The organism is Hoeflea algicola (assembly GCF_026619415.1).
GTDB classification, from domain to species: Bacteria; Pseudomonadota; Alphaproteobacteria; order Rhizobiales; family Rhizobiaceae; genus Hoeflea; species Hoeflea algicola.
The window spans coordinates 2,447,111-2,465,064 of the sequence record NZ_JAOVZR010000001.1; the positions used below are offsets into that span (position 1 = coordinate 2,447,111).

Genomic DNA, 17,954 nt, shown 5'->3' on the forward strand with positions numbered 1-17,954 from the left:
GCTCCTCCCCTTCGACCTGGCTGGTCGCACTGCAACGCTGCCATCTTGTTGTGCGACTACCTCCGCCGCTCCCACCTACGCAACCACGTCCCGATCCGTGGTCCCGGGAGAAAATTCAACCGGTTGCTCCACTCCGGTCGCCCCCCGCAGGCTGATAGTGAAACAGGCCCCGCCCTCCGGCCGGTTGCTGACTGCAATCGTTCCGTCGAAATCACGAATGATGTTGTCGACAATGGAAAGGCCGACGCCAATTCCCTCGCCCACTCCCTTGGTCGTGAAGAACGGGTCAAACACCTTGCCCAACGCCTCCGGCGCAATTCCCGGTCCGTTGTCCGATACCATGACAACAACACGGTCATCGACCTGCCGCGCGGCAATTTTCACCACCCCGTCACGGGTTTTTGCCAGTGCATCGATGGCGTTGTTGACCAGATTGACAAACACTTGTCCAAGCCTGATGCGACCGCCCTGGACCAGCAGGCCGCCAACCGTGTCGCCAACCTCGATCGCCACACCCGCCGCACGTGCCCGTGGCCGCGCCAGCAACAGCGCTTCCTCCAGTATGGTGCCAAACGGCACCGGCCCGATGGTAGCCCCTGGCTTGCGCGAAAACGACAGCAGCGTCCGCGACAGTTCTGCCATCCGGTCAACCAGCGAATTGATCCGCGACAGGTTGCCAGCCACCTCCGATGCAGCACCGCGTTCAAGAAACCGCGTCGCATTGTCGGCATAAGTCCGGATTGCCGCCAGCGGCTGGTTGAATTCATGGCTAAGCGCAGCCGACATCTGCCCCAACGCCGCAAGCTTGGCGGTCTGAACCAGTTCCGCCTGGGTCTTGCGCAAGCGATCCTCGGCCTCCCGGCGCACATCCACTTCACGGCTTAACGATCGGTTGGTCACCGACAAGGCTCGTGTTCTGTCCCGCACCACCCGTTCAAGCCGAAGTGCGGTTGCCCGATCCGATCGGGCACGGAGGATCGCCGCCTCGCCGCGCCGCAGCGCCACCAGCATGATCATGCCCAGCAACGAACAGGCCAGCGTGGCGATCGAAGCCGCACTGAGCCGGGCCGTCGCCACCGGCGTCGGATTGGCCAGCACATGCAAATCCCAATCCAGCACTGGCAATCGCCGCGTCAGATCCAGCCGTTCCTCAAAAGCGCCATTGATCAGATAGGAGCCGGGTTGTCCGGCCTTGCGCAGGCTCGACATCGGCTTGAGCCGCCAGGCCGGGTCGTTGGCCAGAAACACCGTTCCGTTCCTGTCGGTGACGAAAATCCGCTGCGCCGATAGCGCCCAGGCTGCCTCAACCCGATAGAAATCGACATACACAACGACAACACCGATCAGCTTTCCGTCCCGCCGCACACCGGAGGAAAAGGCATAGGTCCGCTGATTACCGCCCAGCGACAGCGCGGCGCGGCCAAGCCGTCCCTGCCGGGCGACCTCTATCAACTGCGGCAGTCCTTCGCCGGCTCTGACGAATGAGCCGCGCGCATGGGCCAGCACCTCGCCATCGGGAAACAGAAAGGCCACATCCAGCGCCGCCGACATCCCGGCGATCTCCTCGACCGTGCGACGCGCGTCCAGCGCCTGGGCATTACCCTGCGCATCGCGGATAAACAGCGCGCGGATCGATGATTGACGGGACAACAGCGGTGGCAACAAACGGTACTTGTCGAGCACCCCCGACAGCGTTTCGGTCTGCACTGCCAGTGTTTCGCCGGCTTTCTGCATAACCTCGGCAAGCGCCCGCTGCCCGGCCGAACGGACCGCCCCGAACACAACGACCGCAGAGATCACCGCCCAGGCGATGAACAGCCCGGTGCGGGTCAGGCGGAAACGTTTTTCAATGGCGGGGCGTGATCGCATCGCCGGACATTAGAACATCCGGCATGGTCAAGGAAGATCGTTCGCAGCGGCGGGCCTGCGGCATCGGAGCCCAATGTATATCGCGCCCAAATGTGTTCATTCGCGCACGATATACACCAGCTCAAGGCGTTACAGCGATCTTCGCCATCACATGAACGCGCGGCGCGTCAGGCCTTGGCCGCAGTCACCGTGGCATCAATGTGGTCAACCAGCGGATCGGCCAGTCCCAGGCGACCGGCCAATAGATCCAGAAATCCGCGTTCGGCCCGGGTATCAGGATCAATCGCAAGGCGCGCCGCGGTAAACATCTCCACCTTCTGCGCCTCGGTGGAGGCCGAGCTGACAAGGGCGTCCATGTCCACCGGTTCGCTCAGTTGCTTGTCCAGAAACGCCACGGCGTCATCGCCAAGCCCCGAGAGCGCCAGCTTGTCATGAATGCGCGCGCGCTCGGCGTCATCGACATGTCCGTCAGCCCGCGCGGCGGCGATCATCACCTGCACCAGCGCCAGCGCGAAATCACCATTGATCGATGCCGGTTCGGCGGTAAATCCGGAGTCCTCAGGCGGTGCCAGCAATTCCGGCTCGCCGGGTTGCGCGGGGGTAGCGGGGCTCTGACCTGCCTGATAGTTTTTCCAGGCCTGATAGCCGAGACCCGCAATGGCCGCCATGCCACCCAGCTTCAGCGCTGATCCACCCAGAGCTCGGCCGGTTCCGGTGCCCAGCAAAACCGCAACAATGGCGCCGGTGGCAAGCGGGTTGTTTTTGGCGAGTTCGGTCACCTGACCGGCCTTGTCGCGCACGGTACCTTGGGTGCCGGGCACATTCGAGCCGAGAAATTGCTCAAGCAGGGCTTTGGGATCGAACATGGTCACGGGTCCTTTGCTTAGGAAGTGGCGCGGGCCGATCCCGCACTTCACCAGATAGGAACGCCGAACGCCGCTTTCAAACACCGGGCGGCAAACCGTGCCGAAGCGCAGCACTCGTTCAGCCGCGCACACCGGTCAATCAGGCCTGAATGCTCCGGAGCTTCAGCCAGCCAGTAGACAGGCTTCAGCAGCCAGCCGGGTGATCCCATCCCAATCGCCGGCTTCGACCAGCGCCTTGGGTGCCACCCACGATCCGCCGACGCAGATCACATTGGGTAGAGAAAGGTAATCGCGCGCATTGGCCGGCGTGATCCCGCCGGTGGGACAGAACTGCATGCCCGCGAGCGGCGATGACAATGACTTGAGATAGGCGGCACCGCCGGCCTGCTCGGCCGGGAAGAACTTGAGCACCTGATAGCCCTCTTCCCTGAGCGACATCACCTCGCTTGCAGTTGCCGCACCCGGCAACATCGGCACCGGCGATTTGCGCGCCACATCGAGAAGCTCGATGGTGGTGCCGGGCGAGACGATGAATTGCGAGCCCGCTTCTACCGCCTGATGAAATTGCTTTGAGTTAAGCACGGTTCCGGCACCGGGCACCGCACCTTCGACTTCATCGGCAACCGCACGGATCGCAGCGAGCGCCACCGGCGTCCGCATGGTAATTTCGATGGCCTTGAGCCCGCCGGCTACCAGCGCCCGCGCCAGCGGCACCGCCGTAGCGATGTCGTCGATGACCAGCACCGGCACCACTGGCTGCATTTTCAGGATTGAAATAAGAGCTTGGGTCTTGTCACCCATGGCGCAGGTCCTTTCACGTCAATAATCTGAGCGCATGGCAATAACCTTTCACCCGTTGCTTGTCCATGTTTCAGCGGCGCCAGATGAAACGCCGGCGACGCACACACCGATTGCCTGAACAGGGCGGACGCGCTATTCCGGCAATCATGAACACGCTTGCAACACCCCCTTCATCCAACCAGCCCGTGGTCGTCGCGGCGCTGTATCATTTTGCCCGGCTGGCCGATAATGGAGCGCTGCAAAAGCCGCTCGCCGAGCTGTGCTGCAGCCTGGGCGTCCGCGGCACCCTGCTGCTGGCGCGCGAGGGCGTTAACGGCACCATCGCCGGCTCCCGCCAGGCGATCGACACCGTGCTTGCGTATCTGCGCACCATCCCGGGGCTCGAGCAACTTGAGCACAAGGAAAGCGGCGCGCACAAGATGCCGTTCAGACGCATGAAGGTGCGGTTGAAAAAGGAGATCGTCACCATGGGCGTTCCCGATATCGATCCGCTTGAAGGTGTTGGCGCCTATGTCGATCCGAAGGACTGGAACGCCTTGATTTCCGATCCCGATACAATCGTGATCGACACCCGCAACGACTATGAAGTGGGAATCGGCACATTCAAAGGCGCGATCAACCCGGAGACCGGGACATTTCGCGAGTTTCCCGACTGGGTCGAAACAACCGCCTCAATTCCCCGTGACAAGCCTGTGGCGATGTTCTGCACTGGCGGCATCCGCTGCGAGAAGGCAACCGCCTTCATGCGCGCCAAGGGCTATGACAAGGTCTACCATCTCAAGGGCGGCATCCTCAAATATCTCGAAGAAGTCGACGAAGACGAAAGCCTCTGGGAGGGCTCCTGCTTCGTCTTTGACGAGCGCGTCGCCGTCACCCATGGCCTGCGCGAAAGCGACGAGATCCTCTGCCGCGCCTGCCGCAATCCGGTAACCCCGGAAGAGCAGGCCTCCGAGCTGTACGAAGAAGGCGTCTCCTGCCCGCATTGTTACAACAGCCGCAGCGAGGAAGACCGCAGACGTTTCCGCATGCGCCATCAGCAGATGCTGGCCGCCCGCAAGGCGGCCCAACCTGACTCCGAAAACGCATGAACGCGGCCACAAGCGATATTATCATCGTCGGCGCAGGCATCGTCGGCATCGCCACCGCTGCCCTGCTGACTGAAGCCGGCCATACGGTAACCGTCATCGACCGTTCGGGGATCGCCGAGCAAACCAGCAAGGGCAACGCAGCCGCCTTTGCTTTCTCCGACATCATGCCGCTGGCCTCGCCGAAGATCATGATGAAAGCGCCGAAATGGCTGCTCGATCCGCTCGGTCCGCTGTCGATCCGCCCCTCCTACCTGCCCCGGCTGGCTCCCTGGTTGTGGCAGTTCTGGAAGGCCAGCCAGCCCTCGCGGCTGGAGGCCTCGATTGCAGCCCAGACCGCATTGATGCGCCTGGCTGAAACCGAAATGATGGCGCTGGTCGAGCGCGCCGGCATCGCCCACATGGTTCGCCACGACGGATCGCTTGAGCTGCATGAGAGCGAAACTGAATTCAAGGCCACGCTTTCAGGCTGGCGGCGACGCGAGCAGGCCGGCATCGCCTTCGAGCACGTTCGCGGCGCACGGCTGGCCGAGCTGCAGCCGGGGCTGTCGCCACGGTTCGTTGCCGGCACCTTCGTTCCGGGCTGGAAGACGGTGTCCGAGCCGCAACATTTCGCCCAGGCCCTCTGGGCCCATGCCGAACGGCTCGGTGCGGTATTCATCAAGGCCGAAGCAAGCGGACTGGAACGCGATAGTTCAGGCCCGTCGCTCAGGATGGCCGACGGAACCAACCGCCGTGCCAAGACCATCATCATCTGCGCCGGCGCGTGGTCAACGCGGCTGATCAATCCGGTCACCCGCTTGCGAATTCCGCTCGACACCGAGCGCGGCTACAATACCACGCTGCCGCCCGGGACCTTCGATCTCAAGCGTCAACTTATCTTTGGCAATCATGGCTTCGTTATTACTCCGCTGGAAACCGGCTTGCGGGTCGGCGGTGCGGTCGAACTCGGCGGTCTCGATCTGCCCCCCAATTATGAGCGGGCAAAGACGATGCTGGGCAAGGCAAAGTCGTTTCTGCCCGGCCTGGAAACATCTGGCGGCACTGAATGGATGGGGTTTCGGCCCTCGCTCCCCGACAGTCTGCCGGTGATCGGCGCGCTGCCGGAGGATCGCTCCGTGCTGCTCGGATTTGGTAATGGCCATCTCGGTCTCACCCAGTCCGCCGCCATGGGCCGGTTGCTGGCCGATCTGGTTGCCGGCAAACAGCCAAGTATTGACATTGCCGCCTGTCGGCCCGACCGTTTCTAACTGCCCTGCTTCGGAGTCCCTGCCATGGCGCGAAATCGTTTTTTCTGCATTGACGGTCATACCTGCGGTAATCCTGTGCGCGTCGTCACCGGTGGCGGACCTCAGCTTAATGGCGCTAATATGCTCGAAAAGCGGGCGCATTTCCTGGCAGAGTATGACTGGATCCGCACCGGGCTGATGTTCGAGCCGCGTGGCCACGACATGATGTCTGGCACAATTCTCTACCCGCCGACGCGCGATGATTGCGACATCGCATTCCTGTTCATCGAGACCTCGGGCTGCCTGCCGATGTGCGGTCACGGCACCATCGGCACGGTGACCATGGCAATCGAGAACGGCCTGGTGTCCCCGCGTGAACCCGGGGTGTTGGCGATCGACACTCCGGCCGGGCGCATCGTCGCCCGCTACACCCAGAAAGGCCGCAAGGTCACCGAGGTGCGGCTCACCAATGTACCGGCCTTCCTGCACTCAACCGGCATCAAGACCCATTGCGACGGCCTTGGCGAGATCACCGTTGACGTGGCCTATGGCGGCAATTTCTACGCCATCGTCGATGCCCAGAAGAATTTCCCCGACATGGCAAATTTCACCGCCGCCGATCTGGTGCGGATGAGCCCTGCGCTGCGGGATCGGCTTAACGCGGAAAATTCGTTCATCCATCCGGAAAAACCCGAGATCAACGGCCTCAGCCACATCCTCTGGACCGGGGCGCCAACCAGACCGGAAGCCCACGCCCGCAACGCCGTGTTTTATGGCGACAAGGCCATCGACCGCTCGCCTTGCGGCACCGGAACCTCGGCACGGATGGCGCAGTGGGCCGCCAACGGACGACTGAAACCGGGCGATGCATTCGTCCATGAAAGCATCATCGGATCGCTGTTTCACGGCTGCGTGGAAGCTGCCGCAGAAGTCGGTGGCAAGCCCGCGATCATTCCGTCGATTGCCGGCTGGGCGGTCGAGACAGGTCTCAACACCATCACCATCGACGACGAGGAAGATCCCTTCGCCCATGGTTTCGTGGTCCGCTGAGCCCAACCAACGAAGAACCCGTCGAGGGCGGTTCAGTCGAGTTTGCCGACAAACGCCTTGATGACGTCGGCCAGTACCACCGGGGCTTCAATGCATGGCAGGTGCGCGGCGCCGGGAATTTCCTGATACATCGCGCCGGGGATCAAGCGCGCCAATTCGCCCACCAGCGATGGCGGAGTGGAGCCATCCTCGGTTCCCACCACGCAGATGGTCGGCACGTCGAGCGCGGCACTTGAATCAGTAAAATCGCTGTCACGAATCGCCGCACAGGTGCCGGCGTAGCCGGCGACCGGGGTCCGTTCGAGCATCAGCCGATAGCCGATGAAATCGGCATTATCGGCACGGCGGTATTCCTTGGTGAACCAGCGTTCGAGGATCGCATCGGAAATACTGGCAATTCCCTGCTCGGTGATCGCCGAGATCCGTGCATCCCACATATCCGCCGTGCCGATCTTGTGGCCGGTGTCGCACAGGATCAGCGCTCGCACCAGGTCTGGCCGCTTGGCCGCCAGCCCCTGCGCGATCATGCCACCCACCGAGAGCCCGCAGACAATCACGTTGCGGGCGTTGAAATGATCGAGCAGTGCCTCAAGATCATCGATGTGGTGATCCATGGTGATCGGCGCGCCACCGGTTTCCGACAGACCATGACCGCGCTTGTCGTACATCAGGATGCCGAAATCGCCGACCATCCGCACGATCACGTCGCGCCAGATGCGGTAATCGGTTCCCAGCGAATTGGCGAACACGATCATCGGCCGATCCGGCGCGGCACCGATCACCTGGTGGTGAATGACAACGCCGTTCAAGCGGGCAAACTGCATGGCGGAATATCCTTCGGGGAAGATCTCGGGAATGGTTTCCCCTGATCTACGCCAGAGCCCGGCGGGACGCAAATCAAAGCCCGCGGCCGCTCCCGGTCAGAGCTGCCGCGGGCTTATTCAACAGGCTCAGACGTAGCGGTTGACGACGTTTTCGAGCCATTCCTGTTTGCCGGATTTCGGCTGCGGATCAAGATTGTCGGCTTCCACCCGCGCCGCGATCTGGTCAAGCGACATCGACCCGTCAAGCATCGCCTTGGCTTCCGGACGATCCCAGCCCGCATAGCGGTCGGCGACAAACGACGACAACGCCTTCTCCTCGATCATCCTCGCAGCCGCCTTCAATCCACGGGCGCAACAATCCATTCCGCCGATATGGGCGGCCAACAGATCTTCCGGATCGATCGATTGGCGGCGCAGCTTCGCATCGAAATTGGTGCCGCCGGTGGTGAAGCCGCCGGCCTGCAGGATTTCGTAATAGGCCAGCGCCATTTCCGGCACATTGTTGGGAAACTGGTCAGTGTCCCAACCCGACTGGTAGTCATTGCGGTTCATGTCGATCGAGCCAAAAATGCCGAGAGCACGGGCGGTCGCCAGTTCATGCTCGAAGGAATGGCCGGCAAGGATCGCATGGCCCTGCTCGATATTGACCCGCACTTCATTCTCCAGCCCATAGCGCTTTAGGAAGCCATAGACCGTGGCGACGTCGTAGTCGTACTGGTGCTTGGTCGGCTCCTGCGGCTTCGGCTCGATCAGGATGGTGCCGGTGAAGCCGATCTTGTGCTTGTACTCGACCACCAGATTGAGGAACCGGCCCATCTGGTCGAGTTCGCGGCCCATGTCAGTGTTAAGCAGCGTCTCGTAGCCTTCGCGTCCGCCCCACAGCACGTAGTTTTCACCGTTGAGCCGCTTGGTCACATCCATGCAGGCTTTCACGGTTGCTGCCGAATAGGCAAACACGTCCGGGTCCGGATTGGTCGACGCACCCGACATGAAGCGCCGGTGCGAGAACAGATTGGATGTTCCCCACAACAGCTTGACGCCGGTCTCGGACATCTTGCCTTCGAAATAATCGGCGATGGTTTCAAGGTTGCGCCGGCTTTCGGCGAAGGTATCGCCCTCGGGCCGCACGTCGAGATCGTGGAAGCAGAAATACGGCGCATTGAGCAGGCTGAACATCTCGAACGCCACGTCGGCCTTAAGCCGTGCCTGATCCATCGAATCGCCGAACCAGGGCCGATCGAAAGTCTGGCCGCCGAACGGATCGCCGCCGGGCCAAGTGAAGGAATGCCAGTACGCCACAGCAAAGCGCAAATGGTCTTCCATGCGTTTCCCCGCGACAATCTCATCGGGGTTGTAGTGCCTGAAGGCAAGCGGGTTGGTACTGTCGGGCCCCTCGAAGGGGATCGAGGTGATGTCGCCAAAAAAACCGGTTGTCATGAAGTTGCTCCTTTGAGGGCTGGATAGAGGGCGCGATAGTGCGAATAGGCCTCGTCAAAGGCGCTCGCGAGTTCGCGGTTGGGGTCGATCGTCCGCGCGGTGGCGGGCGGGGTACAGATGGCAAAGGGGTCGGCGTTCTCCGCCGCGATCAGGCCGAGCCGGGCCGCGCCAAACGCGGCGCCAAAATCGCCGCCCTCGGGAATGTCGACCGGCATCCCCAATACTGTTGCCAGTGTTTCAAGCCAGTAGACCGAGCGCGAGCCGCCGCCGATAGCGGTCACCCGGCTAAGCTGCGTACCGGCCTGCGCCAGTGCCGCGAGGCTGTCGCGGAAGGCAAACGACACCCCTTCGATCACTGCACGGGTCAACGCCACGCGGTCGGATTCGTGTCCGAGGCCGGCAAAACCACCGCGAATGGCGGAATCATTGTGCGGTGTGCGTTCACCCGACAGATAAGGCAGGAACAGCACCGATCCCGGCGCCACGAGCTGTTCGCCCAGTTCCGCTGTCAGCGTCGCCGGATCAGCCGAGGTGATGCCCGCCAGCCAGTTCAGCGCGTCGGTGGCCGAAAGGATCACCCCCATCTGGTGCCATGTGCCCGGCAGCGCGTGGCAGAAGGCGTGAACCGCACTGTCAGGATTGGGCAGATAACGGTTATTGGCGGCAAATAGAACACCGGACGTGCCGAGTGACGCAAACGCCTGACCATCAGCCACGGTACCCATGCCGCAGGCCGAGGCTGCATTGTCGCCAGCGCCGCCGGCAATCGGAATGCCGGCAGGCAATCCCAACTCCGCAGCTAGCTCGGCACGCAGCGCGCCGGCCCGCTCGGTGCCTTCCACCAATGCCGGCATCTGTCCACGCACAAGCCCGGTGGCGGCCAGCAGATCATCATTCCAGTCGCGTTTGCCAACATCGAGCCAGGAGGTGCCGGCAGAATCCGACATCTCCGAAATCGCTTCACCGGCAAGCCACAACCTCAGATAATCCTTAGGCAACAGCACCTTGTCGACACGCGCGAAATTCTCTGGCTCATGCACGGCCATCCATTTGAGCTTTGGCGCGGTGAACCCGGGAAAGACGATATTGCCAGTCAGTTGACGGAACTTTGGATCGGCGTCGAGGTCGGCCGCTTCCTTGTGGCTGCGCGTGTCATTCCACAGAATGCACGGACGGATCAACTTGCCGGCCTTGTCGATGGTGGTGGCGCCGTGCATGTGCCCCGACAGGCCAATGCCGCGCAGCCCGGCAAGCTCTGAAGCATGCGTCTGCCTGAGCTTGGCGATCGCTGACCGGGTAGCCGCGATCCAGCTGTCCGGATCCTGTTCCGACCAGCCCGGATGCGGGCGTTCTACCGTCAGATCAGCGCTGGCCGAACCGACAGTCTGCTGGGCGTCGTCGATCAGAAGCGCCTTGACGGAAGATGTTCCGAGATCAAGTCCGAGATACATGATGAGGCGGCCTTTCAGGTGTTGGGCGGAAGTTCGCCAGGTCGGGGATCATGGCAAATTGTCTTTGAGAAAGATGTCGATGCGGATCCGCTCCTGCGCGCTCAGCGGATCGAGACCGTCGGCCCGCGCCTTGAGCACCCTGATGGCGCTGCGCACTTCGTGGCCGCAATCCTGATTGATCACCGCATCGAACAAACCGTCGGCCAGCGCCTGGCGTGAATGCGCCGTCACTTCATGGGCGACCACCGAAAGCGCGCGTTGCCGATGCGCTGACAGCGCCTTGATCAGTCCGCGATTGCCGGCCCCGAGATTATAGACCGCGACAATTTCCGGATCGGCTTCAAGCGCGTCCATAACCACCTGCTTGACCCGTTCCGCATCGTCATTGGCTTCCACCGGGTCAAGGATTTCAAGGTCTGGGAACTCAGCCCGCAACAGCTCTGTAAAGCCTGCAGCCCGGTCCATATGGTCGGACAGCTTCATTGATCCCGCCACCATCAACACCTTGCCATGGCGGCGATGGCAGAACCGGCCGATCAGCCCGGCAGCGGTTCGCCCGGCGGCAAGATTGTCGATGCCGCAAAAATGGGTGCGGCTGGACCCGGGTAGGTCCGAGACCAGCGTGGCCACGTGAACCCCCGCATCGGTCAACCGCGCGACCGCTTCCCTGACCTCCGCCGTGTCGGTGGCCACCAGTCCGACGCCGGCAACCGAAGCCGGATCAATGGCCTCGAGCACACGGGCCAGTGCGCCCGGATCGAAAGCCGGAACAGTTTCGATTGTGATCGCGGTGCGCTCTGCCGACGACCGCTCGGCTGCTGCCCGGATTTCCGTCTCGAGATTGCGCATGAAGCTGTTGGGGCCACCCGGCACCACGAAAATCAGCGGATAGACTCTGCGTCTGGCGAGATTGGCAGCCGTTACGTCGCGGACATAGCCGAGGCGGAGTACTGCCCCTTCGACCTTTTCCACGGTCTGTCGCCGCACCCCTGGCCTGCCATTGAGCACGCGGTCGACGGTCGCCAGGCTGACGCCGGCGGCAGCAGCAATGTCGTGCACAGTAGGCCGCATGAAATCCTCCTTCCGGTCTCCTAGACGAATTTTTGAGGTACGTAAATCAGAAATTCTCGATCACCATCTGGCTCCGCCACCGCAGGCGTGTGATGAACCGGTGAGACGCCCGGGCCCGGCCAATACTTGACGCCACCGATTCAATATGGCCTAACGCAGCGCCTGCCGGTCTATGCCGCGCCATGCTTGGCTGCTGCTTGTTCGGCCGGTGATTGCAACCGGCATACCTCGCCGCGCGCACCATTCAAATCGGACCTGAAAGCGGGCGTCAAAATGGCCAACACTGCAACGCGGGTGCGCATCGCACCGTCTCCGACTGGCGAGCCGCATGTCGGCACTGCCTACATCGCGCTGTTCAACTATCTGTTCGCCAAGAAACACGGCGGCGAGTTCATTCTGCGCATCGAAGACACCGACGCGGCCCGCTCGACCCCCGAATTTGAACAGAAGGTGCTCGACGCCCTCAAATGGTGCGGGTTGTCCTGGTCGGAAGGCCCTGATGTCGGCGGCCCCTATGGCCCTTACCGGCAGAGCGAGCGCAAGGACACCTACCTTCCCTATGTCGAAAAAATCGTCGAGAACGGTCACGGTTTCCGCTGCTTTTGCACACCCGAACGGCTCGGCGAAATGCGCGCCGAACAGCGCGCTGCCGGCAAGCCACCAAAATATGACGGCCGTTGCCTGACACTCAAGGCAGAAGAAGTCACCGCGCGCATGGCTGCCGGTGAGCCATCGGTGGTGCGGATGAAGATCCCGACCGAGGGTTCCTGCAAATTCGTCGACGGGGTCTATGGCGAGGTCGAAATCCCTTGGGAAGCCGTCGACATGCAGGTGCTGCTCAAGGCCGATGGCATGCCGACCTACCACATGGCCAATGTGGTCGATGACCATCTGATGAAAATCACCCATGTGGCCCGCGGCGAGGAGTGGCTCTCCTCTGTACCCAAGCATATCCTGCTTTATCAATATCTCGGCCTCGAGCCGCCGGTGTTCATGCACCTGTCGCTGATGCGCAACGCCGACAAGTCCAAACTCTCCAAGCGCAAGAACCCGACATCGATTTCCTATTACGACGCACTGGGCTACCTGCCCGAAGCGCTGATGAACTTCCTCGGCCTGTTCTTCATCCAGATCGGCGAGGGCGAAGAGCTTTTGACCATGGATCAGCTCATCGCCAATTTTGATCCCGAAAACCTGTCCAAGGCCGGGGCCATTTTTGACCTTCAGAAGCTTGACTGGCTCAACGGCCGCTGGCTTCGCGAGAGCGTTTCGGAAGAAGATTTCGTTTCCCGAGTCCTGGCTTGGGCCCAGGAAAATGACCGCTTCCGCGAAGGCATGAAACTGGCACAGTCGCGCATCACCAAACTGTCAGACTTGCCGGACCTGACCGGGTTCCTGCTCAAGGGCGACCTGGGACTGGTTGCCGACGATTTCTCCAGGATCAAGAAGGTCCCGCTGGAAGAGGTGTTGCGGATCTTGCAGATCGTGCAACCTGATCTCGAAAAAATCTTCGAATGGAACGCCGAGAGCATCGAGGTCGAACTGCGCGCCATTTCCGAGCGCAACGACATCAAGCTGCGCAACCTGCTGGCGCCGATGTTCATTGCCGTATCCGGCTCCTCGCGGTCGCTGCCCCTGTTTGATTCCATGGCGATCCTGGGCCGTTCGGTCGTGCGTCAACGGCTCAAACAGGCCGAAACCGCCGTCAAGGTGGGCGTGGACGCGGCACAAGCAAAAAACGGACAATAACCAATGACCGACAAGACGAACGAAACCGGGCTCTCTTCCGATGTAATCGAAGTGCGCGCACAGAAGCTCGCACGCCTGCGCGAAACCGTTGCCGAAGTGTATCCGGCGCATTTTCACCGCACGCTCACGAACTCCGAGCTTGCGGATAAATATGCCGACATCGAGCCCGACACGCTGACCGGCGACATCATCACCGTTGCCGGCCGTGTCTATTCATCGCGCAATTCCGGCATGTTCATGGACATCCATGACGCCTCCGGAAAGGTCCAGATCTTCAGCCACAAGGACACCACCCCGGAAGAAGCGCGCGCGCTGCTGCCGCTGATCGACATCGGCGACATCATTGGCGTAACCGGCGAAGTGCGGCGCACCAAGCGCGGAGAGTTGACCGTCAACGCCCATGAAATCACCATGCTGACCAAGGCGCTGCTGCCGATGCCGGAAAAATGGCACGGGCTTTCCGATATCGAATTGCGCTACCGCAAGCGCCACCTCGACATCATGACCAACGAGGAATCCAAGCTTCGCTTCCAGCAACGCTCGAAGATCGTCTCCGGCATCCGCCGCTTCATGGAAGACGATGGTTTCATGGAAATCGAGACGCCGATGCTGCATTCGGTCTATGGCGGAGCGACTGCCGAGCCGTTCAAGACCCACCACAACACGCTCAAGCTCGACATGTATCTGCGCATCGCGCCGGAATTGTATCTCAAGCGCGCACTGGTCTCGGGACTGACCGACAAGGTATTCGAGGTAAACCGCAATTTCCGCAATGAAGGGGTGTCCACCCGGCACAACCCCGAATTCACCATGCTCGAATGCTACTGGGCCTATGCCGATTACGAGGACATCATGGGTCTCGTCGAACGGCTGTTCGAGAGCCTGGCCATGTCGATCCACGGTACCACAGAGTTCATGTACGGTGAGACCGAGATGTCCTTCAAAGGGCCTTTCAAACGCGTCCCCATGCCGGATGCTGTCAAGGAAGCGACCGGCATCGATTTCCGATCGATCGCCACCGACGAGGAAGCCCGCGCCGCCTCAAAGGCCGCCGGCTTCGAGATCGAGAATGACTGGACCTGGGGCGAATGCCTGGCCTACATTTTCGAGGAAAAGGTCGAAGCGACGCTGATCGCGCCGGCGCATGTCACGCATTTCCCCAAGGACATTTCACCTTTCGCCAAAGAAGTGCCGGGCGAGCCGCGACTGGTTGAACGTTTCGAGACCTATTGCAACGCCTGGGAACTGGGCAACGCCTTCTCCGAACTCAACGACCCGGAAGAACAGCGCAAGCGCATGGTCGAGCAGCTCGAACAGGCGCATGCTCGCGGCGAACTGGAAAAGCAGCTTGATGACGAGTTTCTTGATGCGATCGATCAGGGCATGCCGCCCGCCGGGGGCCTCGGCATCGGCGTTGACCGTCTGATCATGCTTTTGACAGATGCACCGTCAATTCGCGATGTGATCCTGTTTCCAGCCCGCAAGCACCGCGCCGAGTAGCGCACAGTACAGGCTTAGTGGCCGGTTTTGGCAGGCTCGTGGCCGCCGGCCTTCTTCGCATCGACAGACACGGTCTTGGGCTCTTCGTCGACCTCATCACCGGCGCAGGCCTGCTCGTGCTCGTCTTCCGGAATGGTCTCTTCGAGTTGTTCCAGTTCGTGATTGATCACCTCGAGATCGGTCAGCCGCATGTCGATCCGCGGGCCAAAATAGAATCCGCCTCGGGTCGGCAAGCTGTTGGCGTAGCGCGCTTCCCAGGGTTTGGAGACAGCCAGTGATTTGGACGGATTGGGCGCATGCACGATTTCGGCGCCGATCGCTGCGCCGCGCAGTTCGGCCCTCGTGGTCGGACCGTGCGTATCGGCGACCTGAACGATCACCAGATCCGGCTTCAACGTGCTGGCCAGATGACGGGCGACCCGCACGCCGGTGCGCACCCGGGCGGCCGGATCGAGATCGCTCGTCGCAATTACCGCAATCAACCGTCTTTCGTCACCGCGCCTGAAACTGGACTGGTAGATGGTTTTGCAATAGCCGCCTTCGTTCTGCGAATAGCCGGGAATTAGCCGTGCCGGCGCAAACATCAGCGCAGCCGTACCCGACGCGCCAAGCACAAGCAGAAACCCACCCGAAAGCAGGACCAGCTTTCGCGAGATTCGAAACGCATGAAACAGACGGCGCTTTCCAGCGGCCATTCGAACTACACCCTTTACGCACAACTATGCTCAGGAGTGTAAGGCCGCCCGCTTTCGCAATTGTTAACCTTGAAGCAGAAGGTGGCCGATCCTGGATCAATCCGGAGCGGGAACCGTGAAGCGACGGTCAATCCCAGCCTCGCGACCCGGAATGAATAGCTGCATTGGCGAACGAGCGCGCCGGGCAATCACCTTGCCCCGCGCCATTACCAATAGCCGCGTTGCCCGCAGCCGGATCGCCTCGATCGGGTTTCCAGCGTCAAGCACCACCAGATCGGCGCGCTTGCCGACCTCCAGACCGTAATCAGCAAGCCCCATGATCGCCGCACTTTGCGTTGTTACCATCTCGTAGCAGCGGCGCATGTCAGCCGGGTTGGTCATCTGCGCCACATGCAGTCCCATGAAGGCGACATCGAGCATGTCGGCAGTACCAAGCGAATACCAGGGATCGAGCACGCAATCCTGCCCAAACCCTACTCTGATCCCGTGCTTGAGCATTTCCGGCACCCGGGTCATGCCGCGGCGTTTGGGATAGCTGTCGTGTCGTCCTTGCAAGGTGATGTTGATCAGCGGGTTGGGAATTGCCGCAACCTGTGCCTCGGCGATCAACGGAAGCAACTTGGAGACATAATAATTGTCCATCGAATGCATCGAGGTCAGATGCGACCCGGCGACCCGGCCGCCAAGCCCAAGACGCTGGGTTTCACAGGCCAATTGCTCGATATGGCGCGACATCGGGTCGTCGCTCTCGTCGCAATGCATGTCGACCATCAGCCCGCGGTCGGCCGCCATCTCGCAGAGCTCGGTGACCGATGCCCGGCCGTCGGCCATGGTGCGTTCGAAATGGGGAATACCGCCCACCACATCGACACCCATATCAAGCGCCCGGATGGTGTTTGCCCGCGCCGACGGCGAGCGGTAAAGCCCATCCTGCGGAAACGCCACCAGTTGCAGATCGATATAATCGGCTACCTGTTTCTTGACCTCAAGCAGCGCTTCCACGGCCAGCAACCGGTCGTCGCAAACATCGACATGGCTACGAATCGCCAGCAGCCCCATCGATGCGGCCCAGTCGCAATAGGCAAGCGCCCGCTCGATCACCGCGTCGTGGGTGAGCAACGGCTTGAGTTCGCCCCAAAGCGCGATTCCCTCCAGCAGCGTGCCCGAGGCATTGATCCGAGGTTGCCCGTAAGACAACGTCGCGTCCATGTGAAAATGTGGATCGACAAACGGCGGCGAGACCAGATTGCCGGCGATATCGATGGTTTCCCCTGCCTCGGCGTCGATATTCGCGGCAATTGCCGCGATACGGCCATCCGTTATGGCAATGTCGGCCTGTGCGCCATCGGGCAACACGCCGCCCTTGAGGATTGTATCGAAACTCATCTCTCGCCTTTCTGATAGGGAATCATCAGCGCCTTAGGATAGGTCGCGCGTCGCGCCACCACTACCAGCGCCACGATCGACAGCACATAGGGCATCATCAGGAATATTTGGTAGGGGATCACCCCGCCGGTGATCTGTTGCAACCGCACCTGATAGGCGTCGAACGCGGCAAACAGGATTGCCCCGATCAGTGCCTTGCCCGGACGCCAGGAGCCGAACACCACCAGCGCGATGGCGATCCAGCCGCGGCCGTTGATCATCTCGAAAAAGAACGAGTTGAACGCCGACATGGTCAGGAACGCCCCGCCGATTGCCATCAGCGCCGAGCCCGCCATCACCGCGCCGACCCGCACCGCGGTCACCGAAATACCCTGCGCTTCCACCGCCGACGGATTTTCACCCACGGCACGCACCGCCACGCCCACCGGCGTGCGGTACAGCACAAAGGCAACCACAGCGACGCTGAGATAGGCGAGGTAGGTAAGCGGCGTCTGGTTGAACAGGGCCGGCCCCACCAGCGGAATGTCAGAGAGCACCGGAACCGCAAACGGCTGGAATGATTCGATCTTCGGTGGTGAGGTAACTTCCGGCAGCAGTATCCGGTAGGTGAAATAGGTCAGGCTGGTGGCCAGCAGCGTCACACCGATCCCGGTCACATGCTGCGACAGCCCCAGTGGCACCGTGAGAAACCCGTGCAGCAGCCCGAACATTGCCCCCGTCAGCGCCGCAACCAGCACCCCGGTCCACAGATCGCCGCCCATATAGACGGTAAACCAGCCCGAAAAAGCGCCTGCGACCATGATCCCCTCGATGCCGAGATTGAGCACGCCTGCACGCTCGCAGATCAGTTCGCCCATGGTGGCAAAGATCAGCGGCGAAGCGATGCGGATGGCAGCAACCCAGAAGCTGGCGGTAAACAGGATCTCGAAAGCCTCGTTCAT

At 61.5% G+C, this 17,954-nt stretch carries 15 protein-coding genes; 5 read left to right on the top strand and 10 right to left on the bottom strand.

Annotated features, from left to right (window positions below):
* Window positions 1-75: 75 nt before the first annotated feature.
* The 3 genes from OEG84_RS12030 to OEG84_RS12040 form a co-directional block, all read right to left on the bottom strand.
* Window positions 76-1,869, bottom strand: coding sequence for a sensor histidine kinase (locus OEG84_RS12030; protein ID WP_267653986.1), 1,794 nt, complete (start codon window positions 1,867-1,869; stop codon window positions 76-78).
* A 167-nt stretch (window positions 1,870-2,036) separates the two neighbouring features.
* Window positions 2,037-2,735, bottom strand: a complete 699-nt coding sequence (locus OEG84_RS12035; protein ID WP_267653987.1) for a tellurite resistance TerB family protein — start codon at window positions 2,733-2,735, stop codon at window positions 2,037-2,039.
* A 162-nt stretch (window positions 2,736-2,897) separates the two neighbouring features.
* Complete coding sequence (locus OEG84_RS12040; protein ID WP_267653988.1) at window positions 2,898-3,536, bottom strand: 2-dehydro-3-deoxy-phosphogluconate aldolase; 639 nt, start codon at window positions 3,534-3,536, stop codon at window positions 2,898-2,900.
* A 146-nt stretch (window positions 3,537-3,682) separates the two neighbouring features.
* On the opposite strand from OEG84_RS12040, the gene trhO reads away from it, so the two are divergent.
* The 3 genes from trhO to OEG84_RS12055 are packed head-to-tail and all read left to right on the top strand — an operon-like array spanning window position 3,683 to window position 6,900.
* On the top strand, window positions 3,683-4,624 hold the full coding sequence (gene trhO / locus OEG84_RS12045; RefSeq protein WP_267653989.1) for an oxygen-dependent tRNA uridine(34) hydroxylase TrhO: 942 nt from the start codon (window positions 3,683-3,685) through the stop codon (window positions 4,622-4,624).
* Window positions 4,621-5,871, top strand: a complete 1,251-nt coding sequence (locus OEG84_RS12050; RefSeq protein ID WP_267653990.1) for an NAD(P)/FAD-dependent oxidoreductase — start codon at window positions 4,621-4,623, stop codon at window positions 5,869-5,871. Before trhO ends, OEG84_RS12050 begins: the two co-directional genes overlap by 4 nt.
* Window positions 5,872-5,895: 24 nt before the next feature.
* The gene (locus OEG84_RS12055) at window positions 5,896-6,900 is read left to right on the top strand and encodes a 4-hydroxyproline epimerase (RefSeq protein ID WP_267653991.1); all 1,005 of its coding nucleotides are present in this window, start codon (window positions 5,896-5,898) and stop codon (window positions 6,898-6,900) included.
* A 32-nt stretch (window positions 6,901-6,932) separates the two neighbouring features.
* Here the strand turns inward: OEG84_RS12055 and pcaD are convergent, their stop codons facing one another.
* From pcaD to OEG84_RS12075, 4 genes are all read right to left on the bottom strand, one after another.
* Window positions 6,933-7,724: a 3-oxoadipate enol-lactonase gene (pcaD, locus tag OEG84_RS12060; RefSeq protein WP_267653992.1), complete on the bottom strand. Its 792-nt coding sequence runs from the start codon at window positions 7,722-7,724 to the stop codon at window positions 6,933-6,935.
* A 126-nt stretch (window positions 7,725-7,850) separates the two neighbouring features.
* A complete protein-coding gene (xylA, locus tag OEG84_RS12065) occupies window positions 7,851-9,161 on the bottom strand; it encodes a xylose isomerase (RefSeq protein ID WP_267653993.1) in 1,311 nt (436 codons plus the stop codon).
* Window positions 9,158-10,612: a xylulokinase gene (gene xylB, locus OEG84_RS12070; RefSeq protein ID WP_267653994.1), complete on the bottom strand. Its 1,455-nt coding sequence runs from the start codon at window positions 10,610-10,612 to the stop codon at window positions 9,158-9,160. Before xylB ends, xylA begins: the two co-directional genes overlap by 4 nt.
* A 48-nt stretch (window positions 10,613-10,660) precedes the next feature.
* Window positions 10,661-11,683: a LacI family DNA-binding transcriptional regulator gene (locus OEG84_RS12075; RefSeq protein WP_267653995.1), complete on the bottom strand. Its 1,023-nt coding sequence runs from the start codon at window positions 11,681-11,683 to the stop codon at window positions 10,661-10,663.
* 273 nt (window positions 11,684-11,956) lie between these two features.
* On the opposite strand from OEG84_RS12075, the gene gltX reads away from it, so the two are divergent.
* Both gltX and lysS read left to right on the top strand, forming a co-directional pair.
* Window positions 11,957-13,432 carry a glutamate--tRNA ligase gene (gltX, locus tag OEG84_RS12080; RefSeq protein ID WP_267653996.1) on the top strand — a complete coding sequence of 492 codons (1,476 nt, stop codon included), beginning with the start codon at window positions 11,957-11,959 and terminating at the stop codon, window positions 13,430-13,432.
* Window positions 13,433-13,435: 3 nt separating this feature from the next.
* On the top strand, window positions 13,436-14,932 hold the full coding sequence (lysS, locus tag OEG84_RS12085; protein ID WP_267653997.1) for a lysine--tRNA ligase: 1,497 nt from the start codon (window positions 13,436-13,438) through the stop codon (window positions 14,930-14,932).
* 14 nt (window positions 14,933-14,946) lie between these two features.
* On the opposite strand, the gene OEG84_RS12090 is transcribed toward lysS, so the two are convergent.
* The 3 genes from OEG84_RS12090 to OEG84_RS12100 all read right to left on the bottom strand — a co-directional run bounded on the left by OEG84_RS12090 (window position 14,947) and on the right by OEG84_RS12100 (window position 17,954).
* Window positions 14,947-15,627, bottom strand: coding sequence for a hypothetical protein (locus OEG84_RS12090; RefSeq protein WP_267653998.1), 681 nt, complete (start codon window positions 15,625-15,627; stop codon window positions 14,947-14,949).
* A 96-nt stretch (window positions 15,628-15,723) separates the two neighbouring features.
* Window positions 15,724-17,013 (bottom strand): amidohydrolase family protein, encoded by a 1,290-nt coding sequence (locus OEG84_RS12095; protein ID WP_267653999.1) that lies wholly within the window; start codon window positions 17,011-17,013, stop codon window positions 15,724-15,726.
* Window positions 17,010-17,954 carry an ABC transporter permease gene (locus tag OEG84_RS12100; RefSeq protein WP_267654000.1) on the bottom strand — a complete coding sequence of 315 codons (945 nt, stop codon included), beginning with the start codon at window positions 17,952-17,954 and terminating at the stop codon, window positions 17,010-17,012. Before OEG84_RS12100 ends, OEG84_RS12095 begins: the two co-directional genes overlap by 4 nt.